At 72.4% G+C, this 13,950-nt stretch carries 14 protein-coding genes; 9 read left to right on the plus strand and 5 right to left on the minus strand.

The features are described from left to right. Positions 1-551, plus strand: a 551-nt coding sequence (locus ACIQ5Y_RS37295) for an IS481 family transposase (RefSeq protein ID WP_403891133.1), incomplete at its 5' end; no start/stop codon positions are given. Between the two features lie 18 nt (positions 552-569). Here the strand turns inward: ACIQ5Y_RS37295 and ACIQ5Y_RS37300 are convergent. From ACIQ5Y_RS37300 to ACIQ5Y_RS37310, 3 genes are all read right to left on the minus strand, one after another. Beyond that, positions 570-1,559, minus strand: a complete 990-nt coding sequence (locus tag ACIQ5Y_RS37300; RefSeq protein WP_403891136.1) for an ROK family protein — start codon at positions 1,557-1,559, stop codon at positions 570-572. Between the two features lie 198 nt (positions 1,560-1,757). After that, positions 1,758-3,170, minus strand: coding sequence for an ATP-binding protein (locus ACIQ5Y_RS37305; RefSeq protein ID WP_403891140.1), 1,413 nt, complete (start codon positions 3,168-3,170; stop codon positions 1,758-1,760). 12 nt (positions 3,171-3,182) lie between these two features. Further along, positions 3,183-3,899 carry a response regulator transcription factor gene (locus ACIQ5Y_RS37310; RefSeq protein ID WP_403891143.1) on the minus strand — a complete coding sequence of 239 codons (717 nt, stop codon included), beginning with the start codon at positions 3,897-3,899 and terminating at the stop codon, positions 3,183-3,185. 273 nt (positions 3,900-4,172) lie between these two features. Here ACIQ5Y_RS37310 and ACIQ5Y_RS37315 point away from each other — a divergent pair, with 273 nt between their 5' ends. From ACIQ5Y_RS37315 to ACIQ5Y_RS37350, 8 genes are all read left to right on the plus strand, one after another. Next, positions 4,173-4,958 carry an amino acid ABC transporter ATP-binding protein gene (locus ACIQ5Y_RS37315; RefSeq protein WP_403891146.1) on the plus strand — a complete coding sequence of 262 codons (786 nt, stop codon included), beginning with the start codon at positions 4,173-4,175 and terminating at the stop codon, positions 4,956-4,958. Positions 4,959-5,075: 117 nt separating this feature from the next. After that, a complete protein-coding gene (locus ACIQ5Y_RS37320; protein ID WP_403891149.1) occupies positions 5,076-5,930 on the plus strand; it encodes a glutamate ABC transporter substrate-binding protein in 855 nt (284 codons plus the stop codon). Between the two features lie 83 nt (positions 5,931-6,013). Next, entirely contained in the window at positions 6,014-6,688 is a 675-nt protein-coding gene (locus ACIQ5Y_RS37325) for an amino acid ABC transporter permease (RefSeq protein ID WP_403891152.1), read from the plus strand. Next, a complete protein-coding gene (locus tag ACIQ5Y_RS37330) occupies positions 6,685-7,578 on the plus strand; it encodes an amino acid ABC transporter permease (RefSeq protein WP_403891154.1) in 894 nt (297 codons plus the stop codon). The genes ACIQ5Y_RS37325 and ACIQ5Y_RS37330 overlap by 4 nt, the downstream gene beginning before the upstream one ends. 153 nt (positions 7,579-7,731) lie before the next feature. Beyond that, positions 7,732-9,330 (plus strand): FAD-dependent monooxygenase, encoded by a 1,599-nt coding sequence (locus ACIQ5Y_RS37335; protein ID WP_403891156.1) that lies wholly within the window; start codon positions 7,732-7,734, stop codon positions 9,328-9,330. 32 nt (positions 9,331-9,362) lie between these two features. Further along, the gene (locus ACIQ5Y_RS37340; RefSeq protein ID WP_311318651.1) at positions 9,363-9,449 is read left to right on the plus strand and encodes a putative leader peptide; all 87 of its coding nucleotides are present in this window, start codon (positions 9,363-9,365) and stop codon (positions 9,447-9,449) included. An 80-nt stretch (positions 9,450-9,529) separates the two neighbouring features. Next, positions 9,530-10,063: a cysteine dioxygenase gene (locus ACIQ5Y_RS37345; RefSeq protein ID WP_403891159.1), complete on the plus strand. Its 534-nt coding sequence runs from the start codon at positions 9,530-9,532 to the stop codon at positions 10,061-10,063. Further along, a complete protein-coding gene (locus tag ACIQ5Y_RS37350) occupies positions 10,060-10,449 on the plus strand; it encodes a rhodanese-like domain-containing protein (RefSeq protein WP_403891161.1) in 390 nt (129 codons plus the stop codon). The genes ACIQ5Y_RS37345 and ACIQ5Y_RS37350 overlap by 4 nt, the downstream gene beginning before the upstream one ends. 275 nt (positions 10,450-10,724) lie before the next feature. Here ACIQ5Y_RS37350 and ACIQ5Y_RS37355 read toward each other — a convergent pair whose 3' ends face one another. Both ACIQ5Y_RS37355 and recX read right to left on the minus strand, forming a co-directional pair. Continuing rightward, complete coding sequence (locus ACIQ5Y_RS37355) at positions 10,725-13,274, minus strand: FtsX-like permease family protein (protein WP_403891164.1); 2,550 nt, start codon at positions 13,272-13,274, stop codon at positions 10,725-10,727. A gap of 90 nt (positions 13,275-13,364) precedes the next feature. Continuing rightward, a complete protein-coding gene (gene recX / locus ACIQ5Y_RS37360; protein WP_403891167.1) occupies positions 13,365-13,949 on the minus strand; it encodes a recombination regulator RecX in 585 nt (194 codons plus the stop codon). Between the last annotated feature and the right edge of the window lies 1 nt (position 13,950).

A 13,950-nucleotide genomic window follows, 5' to 3' on the forward strand; every position in this document is an offset into this window, starting at 1 on the left:
GCGAACTCGTCCACGTGGACATCAAGAAACTCGGGAACATCCCCGACGGCGGCGGACACAAGACCCTCGGCCGCCAGGCCGGCCGCAAGAACCGCAGGAACGTCGGCTACAGCTACATCCACACCGCCGTCGACGACCACTCCCGCCTCGCCTACAGCGAGATCCTCACCGACGAGAAGAAGGAAACCGCCACCGCGTTCTGGCAACGGGCCCAGGCCTACTACGCCAGCGTTGGGATCACCGTCGAACGCGTCCTGACCGACAACGGCGCCTGCTACAGGTCACACCCCTGGCGTGACGCCCTCTCGGCAGCCGGGATCACCCACAAGCGAACCCGGCCATACCGGCCCCAGACCAACGGCAAGGTCGAACGGCTGAACCGGACTCTGCTGGACGAGTGGGCCTACGCCCGCCCCTACCGGTCAGAGCAGGAACGACGAGACGCATTCCCACAGTGGCTCCACACCTACAATCACCACCGCGGACACACCGCGCTCGCAGGCAAACCACCCGCCAGCCGCGTCACCAACCTCACTGGGCAATACACCTAGCAGTCGACCCGTCACGGATCAGGACGGCAGCAGCATCGTGGCCGCCGCGGCCGCGCCGATCAGGCCCGCGTGGGTGCCGAGCGCGGCCGGCACCACCGTGAGGTCCCGGACGAAGGACAGGGCCGCGTACGAGGCCAGGTGCCGCCGGATCGGCTCGAAGAGGGTGTCCCCGCTGGCGGCGACCCCGCCGCCGATGACCGCGATGTCCGTCTCGACGAGGGTGGCCGTGGCCGCGATGGCGGCGGCCAGGGCGCGGCCCGCGCGGTCGAAGGCGGCCAGCGCGACCGGGTCCCCGGCCCGAGCGGCGACGGCCACTCCCGCCGCGGAGGCGTCCTGCGTCGGGGTCCAGCCCTGTGCCAACGCCCAGCGGGCGATCGCCGTGCCGGAGGCGATGGATTCCACGCAGCCGTGGCCGCCGCACGCGCACGGCTCTCCGTCGAAGGCCACGCTGATGTGGCCGATGTGGCCCGCGTTGCCCGTGGGGCCGGGGTGGAGCTGGTTGTTCAGGATGAGGCCGCCGCCCACGCCCGTGGAGACGACCATGCACAGCGCGTTCGCGTGGCCCTGGGCCGCGCCCAGCCAGTGTTCGGCGGCGGTCATCGCCACGCCGTCCCCGGCCAGCACCGTCGGGAGCTCCGCCCCGCGCGCCGCGAGTTCCGCCTCGATCCGGGCCTGGACGGGGAACTCCCGCCACGCGCCGATGTTGACCGGGCTGACCGTGCCCCGCGAGGCGTCCACGGGGCCGGCGCTGCCGATCCCGCAGCGGACCGCCGTGGTCCACAGCGGTGACTCGGACAGCTCTGCGACGACCTCGGTCACCGCCGCCATGACCCCGTCCGCGTCGGTCCCGCGCGGGGTCGGGCGGCGGGTCGTGGCCGTCATGGTGCCGTCGGGGTGCACGAGCGCGCCGGCGATCTTCGTGCCGCCGATGTCGATGGCCACCGTCAGCCCGTCGGCCGCCGCGGCGGCGGCTCGCGGTGCGGGGAGGGGGGCGGTGGGGATGATCACTGTGGCGGCTCCAGGAAGGGGTCAGGATTCAGTATGCGCCGGGCGGCGGCGCCGGACTCCCGCGCTGCCTCGGACGTTCGCGCTGCGCGGGACTCCCGCGCGGCGCCGCACCTCCGCGGGGCGCCGCACCTCTGCGCGGCCCCGGCCGGCGCACTCCCCCCTGCCCGACCCGGCCGGCCTGTGCCCAGCCCGGCCGGCTCAGCCGCCGTGGGGTTCGGTGCGCGGGACGCTGACCGTCACCCGCAGCCCGTGCGGCGGGTTCGTCTCGTACGCGAGCGATCCGCCGCCCGCGGCGAGCAGGGCTCGGGAGATGGACAGGCCGAGCCCGGAGCCCTTCACGTTCTGGTGGCGGCCGCTGCGCCAGAACCGGTCGCCCACGCGGAGCAGCTCCTCCTCGGTGAGCCCCGGCCCGCGGTCGGCGACGACCACCTGCACGAGGCTTCCGGCCGCGGAGACCGACACCTCGACCTCCTCGTCCGCGGGCGTGAACTTCAGGGCGTTGTCGATGACCGCGTCCAGGGCGCTGGACAGGGCGACGGGATCCGCCCAGCCGGTGATGGCGCTGCGGCCCGTACCGGTGAGCCGGACGCCCTTCTCCTCGGCGTACGGGCGCCACGCGGTCACCCGTTCGGCCGCGAGCGCGCCGATGTCGGTGAGGCTGATCTCGGCGGAGGCGTGCTCGGCCAGCGCCAGGTCCAGCAGGTCGTCGAGGACCCGGGTCAGACGCTTGCCCTCGGCCCGCACGGAGGCGATCTCCTCGTTCCCCTCGGGCAGTTCGAGGGCGAGCAGCTCGATCCGCAGGAGCAGCGCCGCGAGGGGGTTCCGCAGCTGGTGGGAGGCATCGGCGACGAACGCCCGCTGCTGCTCCAGCACCTCTTCGACGTTGTCCGCCATCTCGTTGAACGAACGGGCCAGTCGCTGGAGTTCCGGCGGCCCGCCCGCGGCCGCGACCCTGGACTGCATGCGCCCGGTGGCGATGCCGTGGGCGGCCGCGTCGAGGGTCCGTACGGGCTTGAGCACCCAGCTGGTCAGCCTCAGGGCCGCGCCGAAGGCGACGAGCATGGCGGCGGCGAGCCCGGCCGCGATGAGCAGCCAGCCCCTCAGGATCCGGCCGCGCATCAGATCGGTGGGTGATTCGGTGGCGACGACGGCGACCACGTCCCCGTCGAGGACGACCGGTGAGGCGACGAGGAGTTTGCCGTGGGTCTGCCAGGGCCACACCTGCGGCGGGTCGTGGCTGCGCCGCCCGGCCAGCGCCGAGTCGAAGGCCTTGCGGCCCTCGCCGGTCTCGGGGAGCTGCCACCAGCCGGGCGCCCTGACCATGGCGTTGTCGTCGCGGTAGAAGATGCCGACGCGGATGCCGTAGAGCTCCTGGTAGCGGGCCAGTTCGAGCTGGAGGGTGTCGCGCCGCTCGTCGGCGCCGGTGGCCCCGGAGCCCTCGGCGTCGATGACGAACTGGGCGAGGGCCGCGAAGCGGGCGCTGTCGTCGATGCGGTCGACGACCACCCGCTGCTGCTGCGCGGCGGCCAGGCTCACGGCCAGCGGCAGACCGAGCGCGAGCAGTACGCCCGCCATGAGGATGACGAGCAGCGGGAGCAGTCGGGCGCGCACGGAGGGGTACCGCTAGGGGGCGGCCGGGGTGACGAGCCGGTAGCCCACCCCGCGGACGGTCTCGATGAGCGCGGGCATGCGCAGCTTCGAACGGAGCGAGGCCACGTGGACCTCCAGGGTGCGCCCGGTCCCCTCCCAGCTGGTGCGCCACACCTCGCTGATGATCTGCTCGCGGCGGAAGACGACCCCGGGCCGCTGGGCGAGCAGGGCCAGGAGGTCGAACTCCTTTCGGGTGAGCGGCACGTCGGCCCCGTCCACGCTGACCCGGCGGGTGGGCAGCTCGATGCTGACGGAGCCGAGGCGGACCAGGCCGGGGGTACCGCCGGCGACGGACTCCTCGGAGGCGCCGGTGCCGGTGCGCCGGGCCACGGCGTGGATGCGGGCGAGGAGTTCGCCGGTGTCGTACGGCTTGACCACGTAGTCGTCGGCGCCCATGTTGAGGCCGTGGATGCGGGAGCGTACGTCGGCCCGCGCGGTGACCATGATGACGGGCGTGGCGGTGCGCTTGCGGATCTTGCCGCAGACCTCGTAGCCGTCCTGGTCCGGCAGGCCGAGGTCGAGCAGGATGACCCCGTAGGGAGTGGCGCAGGGCGGGGCTCCGGCGGGCAGCAGCGCCTGCAGGGCCTCTTCGCCGTTGCGGGCATGGGTGACCTGGAAGCCGTGCCGGGCGAGGATCGCGGACAGGGCGGCGGCGACGTGGTCGTCGTCCTCGACGAGCAGCAGTCTCATGTCGTCCCCCTCTCCTTTTCTCGATCTTCACTTTCCGTGAGGGCCACCCTGCATCCCATGCGGATGCGGAGCCCCGCGTCAAGGGGGTTCCGCTCCGGCGCGCCTTCCGTTATCCACCCGGTACGAGCACATCACCGGCCACGCCGGTGCGGCACACGGAGCGTATCCGGGCGAGGCCGGATCGTTATGCTCAATTCTCCCTCAGATGTGATGACGGTGTGCTCGAGACGTCACTACTGTCCTGCCAACCGAGGAGGACGGAGCAAGAAGCCGATGAGCGGAGTATCAGTGGCCAAGGACGTGCAGGACGCGGTCCCCGCCGCGAACGACCTGGTCGTACTGAGCAACGTCAACAAGCACTTCGGCGCGCTGCACGTGCTTCAGGACATCGATCTGAGCATTGCCCGCGGTGAGGTCGTCGTGGTGATCGGTCCTTCGGGATCGGGCAAGTCCACGCTGTGTCGGACCATCAACCGCCTGGAGACGATCGACTCCGGCACCATCACGCTCGATGGCAAGGAACTGCCCTCGGAGGGCAAGGAGCTGGCCCGGCTGCGCGCCGACGTCGGCATGGTCTTCCAGTCGTTCAACCTGTTCGCGCACAAGACGGTGCTGCAGAACGTGATGCTCGGTCAGGTCAAGGTCCGCAAGACGGCCGCGGCCGCGGCCGAGCAGAAGGCCCGTGAGCTGCTGGACCGCGTGGGTGTCGGCTCGCAGGCCGACAAGTTCCCGTCGCAGCTCTCGGGTGGTCAGCAGCAGCGTGTGGCGATCGCCCGCGCCCTGGCCATGGAGCCGAAGGTGATGCTGTTCGACGAGCCGACCTCGGCGCTCGACCCGGAGATGATCAACGAGGTGCTGGAGGTCATGCAGCAGCTCGCCCGGGAGGGGATGACGATGGTCGTCGTCACGCACGAGATGGGCTTCGCCCGCTCCGCGGCCAACCGCGTCGTCTTCATGGCGGACGGGAAGATCGTCGAAGAGGCCGCGCCCGAGCAGTTCTTCAGCAACCCGCGCAGCGACCGGGCGAAGGACTTCCTGTCCAAGATCCTGCACCACTGAGGGTCTTCTCTGGTAGGCATCCCTAGGCGGATCCCTGCCGGAACAGATCCTGACCGGCCGTCATGCGCCGTTCGCGTCGCTCGTCGTTCAACAACGTCTCATCCGAGGGAAGTTCACATGAAGATTTCCAAGGCCGTTGCGGCCGCGGCCGCCGCCGTCGCTCTCGCCCTGACCGCGACCGCCTGTGGCGGCGGCAGCGACAAGTCCGCCAGTGACGCCGGCGCCTCCGGTGGCACCAAGAAGGACAAGATCGTCATCGGCATCAAGTTCGACCAGCCGGGCATGGGCCTCAAGACCCCCGACGGCAAGTTCACCGGTTTCGACATCGACGTCGCGAAGTACGTGGCCAAGGAGCTCGGCTACGAGCCCGACCAGATCGAGTTCAAGCAGGCCGTCAGCGCCGAGCGCGAGAACCTGATCAAGAACGGCGACGTGAAGCTGGTCGTCGGGACCTACACGATCAACGACAAGCGCAAGACGCAGGTCGACTTCGCCGGCCCGTACTTCCTGGCCCACCAGGACCTGCTGGTCCGCGCCGACGACAACTCGATCACCAAGGCCGAGGACCTCAACAAGAAGAAGCTCTGCTCGGTCACCGGCTCGACCTCGGCGCAGAACGTCAAGACCAAGCTGGCCCCCGAGGCCGACCTGCAGGAGTTCCCCGGCTACTCCGAGTGCCTCACCGGCCTGGAGAACAAGGCCGTGGACGCGCTGACCACGGACGACTCGATCCTGGCCGGCTACGCCGCGCAGGAGAAGAACAAGGGCAAGTTCAAGCTGGTCGGTCTGAAGCTCAGCAACGAGCCCTACGGCATCGGCCTGAAGAAGGGCGACACCGAGCTCCAGACCAAGGTCAACGCCGCCATCAAGAAGATGGTCGCGGACGGCGCCTGGCAGAAGGCCGTGGACTCGAACCTCGGCCCCGCCGGTTACAAGGCCGAGCCTGCCCCGCAGATCACCGAAGGCAGCTGATTCATCGGTGAGGAGCGTCGCCGCCCGCCTGTCACGGGCGGCGGCGCACCTCGCCGGCCATCCTGGGGAGAGCGCAGGGCAACGTGTTCGATTTTCTTGAGTCCGGGCAGTACGACGTGCTCGGAGCCTTCTGGGTGACGGTTCAGCTCACCCTCTACTCGGCCGTCGGGTCCCTGATCTGGGGCGTGCTGCTGGCCGGCATGCGGGTCAGCCCGGTCCCGCTGATGCGAGCCTTCGGCACCGGGTACGTCAATACAGTGCGCAACATCCCGCTGACCCTCCTGATCCTCGGCTGCGCGCTGGGCCTTTACCAGACCCTGGGAATCACGCTCGCCGGCGACGGCTCCAAGGAGATCAACTTCCGCCTCGCGATCCTGGGCCTGATCGCCTACACCGGCACGTTCGTCTGCGAGGCGCTGCGCTCGGGCATCAACACCGTGCCCGTGGGCCAGGCCGAGGCCGCCCGCGCGCTGGGGCTGAGCTTCTTCCAGGTGCTCCGGCTGATCGTGCTCCCCCAGGCCTTCCGGGCGGTCGTCGGACCGCTCGCCAACGTACTGATCGCCCTCACCAAGAACACCACGGTGGCGGCGACCATCGGCGTGGCCGAGGCGGCCCTGCTGATGAAGGAAATGCTGGAGAACGAAACGCAGGCGCTCTTCGCGGTCTTCGCCGTCTTCGCCTTCGGCTTCGTCGTGCTTACCCTGCCCACCGGCCTGCTGCTGGGCTGGGTGGCCAAGCGAGTGGCGGTGAAGCGATGAGCTCCGTTCTGTACGACGCCCCCGGCCCCAAGGCCAAGATCCGCAACTGGATCTACACCGTCGTCTTCGTGGTGGTCGTCGGCCTGGTCCTGTGGTGGGCCCTCGGCCTCATGGCCGAGAAGAACCAGCTCGACGCCGACAAGTGGAGCCCGTTCGTCACCGACAGCCAGGTCTGGACGACGTTCCTGCTGCCCGGCCTCGGTGAGACCCTCAAGGCCGGCCTGATCGCCATGGTGATCGCGCTGCCGCTCGGCGCGCTCCTCGGCATCGCCCGGCTCTCGGACCACGCGTGGGTGCGCGTCCCGGTCGGCACGGTCGTGGAGTTCTTCCGCGCCATCCCGGTCCTGATCCTGATGATCTTCAGCTCCGCGCTGTACGTCATGCTCGGCACGGTCAGCTCCGACCTGCGGCCCCTGTACGCGGTGGTCACCGGCCTGGTGCTGTACAACGCCGCGGTCATCGCCGAGATCGTCCGGGCCGGCATCCTGTCGCTGCCCCGCGGCCAGACCGACGCGGCCAAGGCGATCGGCATGCGCAAGGGCCAGATCATGACGTACGTCCTGGTCCCGCAGGCCGTCACGGCGATGCTGCCCGCGCTGGTCAGCCAGCTCGTGGTGATCCTCAAGGACACCGCGCTCGGCGGCGCCTTCCTGGGCTTCGCCGACCTGATGTCGATGAACCGGCAGATCTCCGCGAACTACAGCAACACCATCGCGACCATGGTCGTGATCGCGCTGATCTACATCGCCGTGAACTTCACCCTGACCACCCTGGCCTCGTGGCTGGAGAAGCGGCTGCGTCAGTCGAAGAAGGGCACGGGCGCCGTGGTCGAGGCCGACGTGGCCGAGGTCGACGCGGGCGGCGCGGCGGGCGTGGGCAAGGCTCCCTGACGCCCGGTCAGTACACTGGCGTGACATGTGTGGTGCGGCGGAAGTCATCCGCCGCACCACACGGCGTTGTCCCGACCTGTGTCACTTGACGCAGGCACCTCCAGTGGGTTGCATACGTTCTGTGATCACATACCGGACACCGGGAGCCACATCATGGACCCGGTGATCGTCGTCGGCGCGGGCCCCGTCGGGCTGTCCCTGGCCCTCGCCCTGGCCGGCCAGGGCGTGCCCTCCGTCGTGCTCGACGAAGGCCCCGGCAAGGAGGAGATCCGCCCCGCCCGCACCGTCGTCCTGCACGCGGACACGGCCGCCATGGCGCACCGGCTGGGCTGTACGACGCTGCGCGACGAAGGGGCGTACTACGCGGCCTGGCGCACCGTGCGCCGCGGCCGGCCCGCCCAGCGGGTCACCTTCGAGGAGCACCCGGCGCCCCTGCACGTGCCGCAGCACGCCCTGACGCGTGGACTGCGCGACTCCGCCGCCGCGCACCCGCTCGTCCAAGTGGTCACCGACAGCAAACTGGACTCCCTGGAGCAGGACGGGCGGGGGGTCACCGCGCACACCCGGGGCGCCGAGACCACGTGGTGGCGCGGGAGTTACCTGGTCGGCTGCGACGGCGCCCGCTCCACCGTCCGCAAGCTCCTCGGCATCCGCTTCCCCGGCCGCACCGCCGTGGAACGGCACGCCGTGGCCGCGCTGCGCACCGAACTGCCCTGGCCCGGCGAGGCCCTGCTGCACCGCAACCCGCCCTCCGGCCCCGCCGAGGTCACCTCGCGGCCGCTCGCCGACGGGGTGTGGCGGCTGGACTGGCTGCTCCCGGCCCGCGGCGAACTCGTCACCCCCGACGCACTCGTGACCCTGATCCGGGACACCCTCGCGGTGTGGTGCGGCGGCACGACTCCCCCGTACGACCTCCTCGACACGGGCGTCCACACCCTGCACCACCGCCTCGCCCGGCGCTGGCGCGACGGCCGCGCCTTCCTCGCCGGGGACGCCGCGCACCTGCTGGGCGCGCTCGGCACCCAGGGCGTCGAGGAGGGGCTGCGGGACGCGGAGAACCTGGCCTGGAAACTGTCCCTGGCCTGGCACCAGGGTGCCTCCGAGGAACTCCTCGACAGCTACGAGGGCGAGCGGCGCACCGCGGTCGCCGCCCGGCTGCGCGCGGCCGACCAGGCGATGCCCACGCTGCGGGCCGGGGGCGCGCTGCGCACCTACCTGCCGGGGGCCGCGCGTTCCGCCGAGACCCTGCTCACCGACGGCCACCTGGGGCGGGGGCCGCTGGGCGCGGAGCCGACGTACGCCCCTCCGATGGCCGTACGGGAGGTCCCGACGGCCACGGAGCCCGGGGGCCCGGTCGCCAACGTCCCGGTGACCGCGCCCGACGGCTCGACGGTGCCGCTGCGCGACCTGCTGGGGCAGGGCCGACTGCTGGTGGTGCTTGTCGCTCCGGGCACCGGGGTCTGGGACCGCCGCCACTGGCTGGGCGCCGGGCTGATGCCCCGGCTCGCGGCGGCGGTGAGCGCCCTGCCGGTCCGCACCGATCTGCTGGTCGCGGACGGCTACCCGGGGGCGCCGGCGCACACCGTGCTCCTCGTACGACCGGACGGGCACCTGGCCGCGACCTTCGCGGGGGTCCGCCCGGCGGAGCTGTACGAGGCGGCGGACGCGGTCCGCGCGGGTGCGCCCTCGGCGCGGCCCGCGCCTCCCCAGGCGACGGCTCCTGCCACGACACCGACATCCGTGGTCGATTGACCGTTTCCGGGACCGCGTGGTTCACTCGCCAAATGACCGGCAACGACGTACGCCTGTGGCGGAGGGTCCATATGGACCTGCTCCGCTATGCGGGCTGCGTGTGTCGCCCTTCCTGCTGATTCGCCCTTACGCCCCTGCGCGCCCCGTGCCGTCCACCGGCCCGCGCGCACTTCCGCGAACCCAGGAACGGTCAACCTCCATGTCTGCACCCTCGTTCTCCCCTGCCTCCACCGAAGTGGCCGGCCCGACGGCCGCCGAGCTCCTCGCGTTCGCGCTGCGCACCGCGGCCGACCGCGATGTCGTCGCCGCGCTCCCCCTCGACCCCGAGGGGCGTACCTGGATCCGGCTGGACGGGCCGGGCGGCAGCGAGGCCTGGCTGATCGGCTGGCCGCCGGGCACCGGCACCGGCTGGCACGACCACGCCGAATCGCGGGGCGCGTTCGCCACCGCGCGGGGCCGGCTGACCGAGCACTCGCTGTCCGTACGGCTCCCCTCGGAAGGCTGGCAGTCCCTGCACCTGGCCTCGGGCGTGGACCGCAGTCGGCGGCTGGGCGCGGGCGCCGGGCGGGCCTTCGGGGAGCACCACGTGCACGAGGTCCTCAACGAGTCCACGACCGAGCACGCGATCTCCGTACACGCCTACTACCCGCCGCTCCCGCTGATCCGCCGCTACAGCCGCAGCGGCCCGGTGCTGCACCTGGAGCACGTCGAGCGCCCGGCGGACTGGCAGTGAGCGCCCCGGTCGGCATCGACGAGCTGCTGGAGCGGGTCCGCGCGGGCTACACCCGTGTCGACGCGCAGGAGGCGTACGAGGCCTCCCGCGCGGGCGCGCTCCTCGTGGACATCCGCTACCAGGCGCTGCGCGAGCGCGACGGCCTGATCCCGGGGGCGCTGGTGGTGGAGCGCAACGAACTGGAGTGGCGGCTGGACCCGCAGGGCAGCCACCGCGCGGCCGAGGCGACGAGTCACGACCTCCAGGTGGTCGTGATCTGCAACGAGGGCTACGCGTCCAGCCTCGCGGCGGCCTCCCTGCACGCGCTTGGGCTCCACCGGGCGACGGATCTGACCGGCGGTTTCCAGGCCTGGCGCACGGCGGGCCTGCCGGTCACTCTTCCCTGACGCCCCCTCCGCGCCGGCCGCGCCGGGGCCTGGCCGGCGGCGGGTGCGGGTCCCGCTGCGCGGAGCGGGTCCCCTACCCGCCCTTCCACCGTTCCCCGGGGCTCCGCCCCGGACCCCGCGCCTCAAACGCCGGCGGGGCTGGAATTGCCCTGCGGGCAATCCAGCCCCGCCGGGCGGGAACTCCAGCCCCGCCGGCGTTTGAGGCGCGGGGGTCCGGGGGCAGCGCCCCCGACAACGGTGCCGCACCCGGACCGGCACCGGCACCCCCCGGCCGGCTACGCCTTGGCCGTGGCCACGTCCACCGGCCGCACCCGGAGCGCCACCCTCCCCGGGAGGGAAGTCGCCACGAGGGCCAGAAGCCCGGCCACCCCCACCACCACCGCGTAGGCCACCGGCAGGACCGCCGGCGCGGCCACGCCCGTCATGCCCACGCTGAACGCGGTCAGCACGGCCAGCGCGATTCCGGACCCCAGCACCGCCCCGATCAGCAGTACGGAGAGGGCCTCCGTCCGCAGCATCCGCAGTACCTGCCGCCGCTGCGCCCCCGCGAGCCTCAGCATCGCGAACTCCCCCACCCGCTCGGCGGTGGACATCGCGAGGGTGTTGACCACCGCGATCGCGGTGAAGGCCAGCACCAGCCCCATAGCCAGCAGGTTGATCTCGGCTCCGGCGTCCTGCCGCTCGGCGCGTGCCGCGTCGGCGTCCGCCGCGGACAGCACGGCCACTCCCGGGTAGGCCTTCACCGCCCCGGCGAGCCGCTCGCGCCCCGTACCCGCTCCCGGCTCCGTCGCCACCAGCACGTTGCTCGCGAGCGGGTTGTCGACGTGCGCGGCGACGAGGCCGTGCGGCAGCGTCAGGTCCCCGAAGCCCAACCCCCGGGCGTACACGGCGGCGACCTTCAGCGTGACCGGGGTTCCGTCGCCGAGCGTCAGCTCCAGCGGGCTGCCCGGCTTCAGGCCGAGTTGGTCGGCGGCGAGTTCGCTCACCGCCGCGTCGCCCTCCCCGAAGCCGGCCAGGCTGCCGCCGGTGACCTCGGGGTCCCAGGTCCGGGTCAGGCCCGCAGGGGTCACGCCCTGTGCGGCGTACTTCGCGAGGCCCACCCGTACGGAGGTGTGGACGATCTCGGTGGCTGCCGCGACTCCGGGCGTACGGCGGATCTTTTCGGCGGCCTCCGGGGTGACGCCCGGACCCTGCGCCGCCAGCACCCAGTCGGCCCGGATGCCCTCGCGGGCCTGCGTCCGGGCCGCGTCCCCGAGGGTCGGGGTGATGAAGAGCACGGTGCAGGTCATGCCGACCAGCAGGGCGAGCGGGGTGACGGCGGAGGCCATGCGGGTGGCGTTGCCGCGCAGGTTCGCGCCCGCCAGGCGGCCGCACGCCCCCGTCAGCTTCAGCGGACCCGCGAGCAGCGCCGTGGCACCTCGTACGAGCAGCGGCCCGAGCAGGGAGACCGCCCCGGCGAGGACCACCACGGCCAGGAAGGTCACCGGGGTGGAGGCCGGCTCGGTGCGCAGCGAGCCGAGTACGACGACCAGCACCGCGCCGCCGGCCAGCAGGAGCAGCCCGAAGACGGTACGGAGCCGGCGCGGCCGGGCCGTCTCGACGGCCGCTTCGGCGAGTGCTTCGGCGGGGCGGATCCGGGAGATGCGCCGACCGGTGATCCGTGCGGCGGCCCAGGCGCCGAGCAGGCTCGCCGCGACGGCGGCGAACATGGGGAAGATTCCGGCGGTGCGCTCCAGGGAGGCCGGGACGACCCCGCTGTCGACGAACCGGCCGTACAGCCAGGCTGCGAGCGGCAGTCCGGCGAAGGCCCCGGCGATGCCCGCGGCCAGGCCGACGAGCAGGGCCTCGCGTCCGATCAGCTGCCGCAGCTGGCGGGAGGTCGTGGCGATGGCCCGCAGGAGGGCGAGTTCGCGGTAGCGCTGCTGGACGGAGAGGGAGAAGGTGCCGACGACGACGAGGATCGCGACGAGGAGCGAGGTGCCGCCCATCGCACCGCCCATGGACACCAGCTTGGTCCGTGCTCCGGCGGCGTCGAGGAACTCGACGGGGCCGCGCTCGTCCCCGGTGCTGACCTGCGCCCCGGTGCCGCGCAGGGCTTGCTCGACCCGTCCTGCCAGCTCGGCGGCGTTCACACCGGGCGCGGGGAGGACCCCGATGGCGCTGATCCGTCCGGCGCGGGCGGCGAGCAGCTGGGCCTCGGTATCGCCGAAGAAGAGCGCGCTCTGCTGGGCGAGGTCCCCGTGGGCTCCCTGTGCGATGCCGCTGACCTGGTACGTCTTCGGCTCGCCGGTCGCCTGCACGGTCAGCTGCGAGCCGGCCTTGAGCCCTGCGCGGGCGGCGAGCGCCCGGTCGACGACGACCTCCCCGCCGCCCTGGGGTGCGCGGCCCTCCACGAGCGTGAAGGGGGTGAGTGCGGCGGAGGTCCAGGCGTGGCCGTACGAGGGCTTCGGCTCGCCGGGGGTCTTGACGAGCGGGACGGCCTGGAAGGTGAGCTCGGGCACGGCCCGCTCGACTCCGGGCACGGCGCGGACCGTGTCCAGGGTGGTGGCGGGCAGCCAGGCCCGCTCGGCGACGGGCTTCGCCTTGTGCTTCGTCTTCGTCTTGCCCTTCTTCTCCTTGACCGTGGTCTCGTGGACGTTCTGGTCGGCGGAGACGAGGACCGGCGTGGCGGCGTAGCGCTCGGTGCCGATCTTTCCGCGGAGTCCCGTTTCCAGGAGGGTGCCGCAGGCGGTGACGAGGGCGGCCGCGCAGAGGAGCGCGACGAAGGCGCCGAGGAAACCGGCTTTGCGGTCCCTGATGGTCCGAAGGGCGTAACGCAGCATCATGCGGTCAACTCTGGCGCCGGGCCCGCCTCCTGACATTGGCGCGTCCCGGCGTCCGCACCCGGGGGTTACCCCCACCCCGGGCGCACCGGATCACTCCCCCGGATACCCGAGCTCGTCGGTGTCATCGGTGTCGTGGGGTTCCTGGCCTTCCGCCTCCAGGGCGCGGCGGACCACCCGCAGGGCCATGCCCTCCGGGTATCCCTTGCGCGCGAGCATCCCTGCGAGGCGCCGGATCCTCTTGTCACGGTCCAGCCCCCGGGTGGCGCGGAGCTTGCGCTCCACGAGCTCCCGGGCGGTCTCCTCCTCCTGGTCGGAGTCCAGCTGCTCCAGGGCCTCCTCGACGAGGGTGGCGTGCACCCCCTTGGTGCGGAGTTCCTGGGCGAGCGCGCGGCGGGCCAGGCCCCGGCCGCGGTGCCGGGACTCGACCCAGGCCCCGGCGAAGGCGGCGTCGTCGATCAGGCCCACCTCCTCGTACCGGGAGAGGACCTCCTGCGACACCTCCTCGGGGATGCCCCGCTTGTGCAGGGCGTCCGCGAGCTGGCGCCGGGTGCGCGCGCTCCCGGTGAGCAGACGCAGGCAGATGGCCCGCGCCTGCTCCTCGGGGCTCTGGGGCGGCAGCTCCTGGCGGCCCTCACGGCCGCCCCGGCTACCGCCGCCCCTTTCCTGCTCCCGCACG

Source organism: Streptomyces sp. NPDC096339 (genome assembly GCF_044762985.1).
Lineage (GTDB): Bacteria > Actinomycetota > Actinomycetes > Streptomycetales > Streptomycetaceae > Streptomyces.

Bases quoted from the DNA above. Each gene is read 5' to 3' on its own strand.
- ACIQ5Y_RS37320 (WP_403891149.1), top strand. From the start codon at position 5,076: ATGAAGATTTCCAAGGCCGTTGCGGCCGCGGCCGCCGCCGTCGCTCTC.
- ACIQ5Y_RS37340 (WP_311318651.1), top strand. From the start codon at position 9,363: ATGACCGGCAACGACGTACGCCTGTGGCGGAGGGTCCATATGGACCTG.
- ACIQ5Y_RS37335 (WP_403891156.1), top strand. From the start codon at position 7,732: ATGGACCCGGTGATCGTCGTCGGCGCGGGCCCCGTCGGGCTGTCCCTG.
- ACIQ5Y_RS37315 (WP_403891146.1), top strand. From the start codon at position 4,173: ATGAGCGGAGTATCAGTGGCCAAGGACGTGCAGGACGCGGTCCCCGCC.
- ACIQ5Y_RS37330 (WP_403891154.1), top strand. From the start codon at position 6,685: ATGAGCTCCGTTCTGTACGACGCCCCCGGCCCCAAGGCCAAGATCCGC.
- ACIQ5Y_RS37355 (WP_403891164.1), bottom strand. From the start codon at position 13,274: ATGATGCTGCGTTACGCCCTTCGGACCATCAGGGACCGCAAAGCCGGT.
- ACIQ5Y_RS37310 (WP_403891143.1), bottom strand. From the start codon at position 3,899: ATGAGACTGCTGCTCGTCGAGGACGACGACCACGTCGCCGCCGCCCTG.
- ACIQ5Y_RS37345 (WP_403891159.1), top strand. From the start codon at position 9,530: ATGTCTGCACCCTCGTTCTCCCCTGCCTCCACCGAAGTGGCCGGCCCG.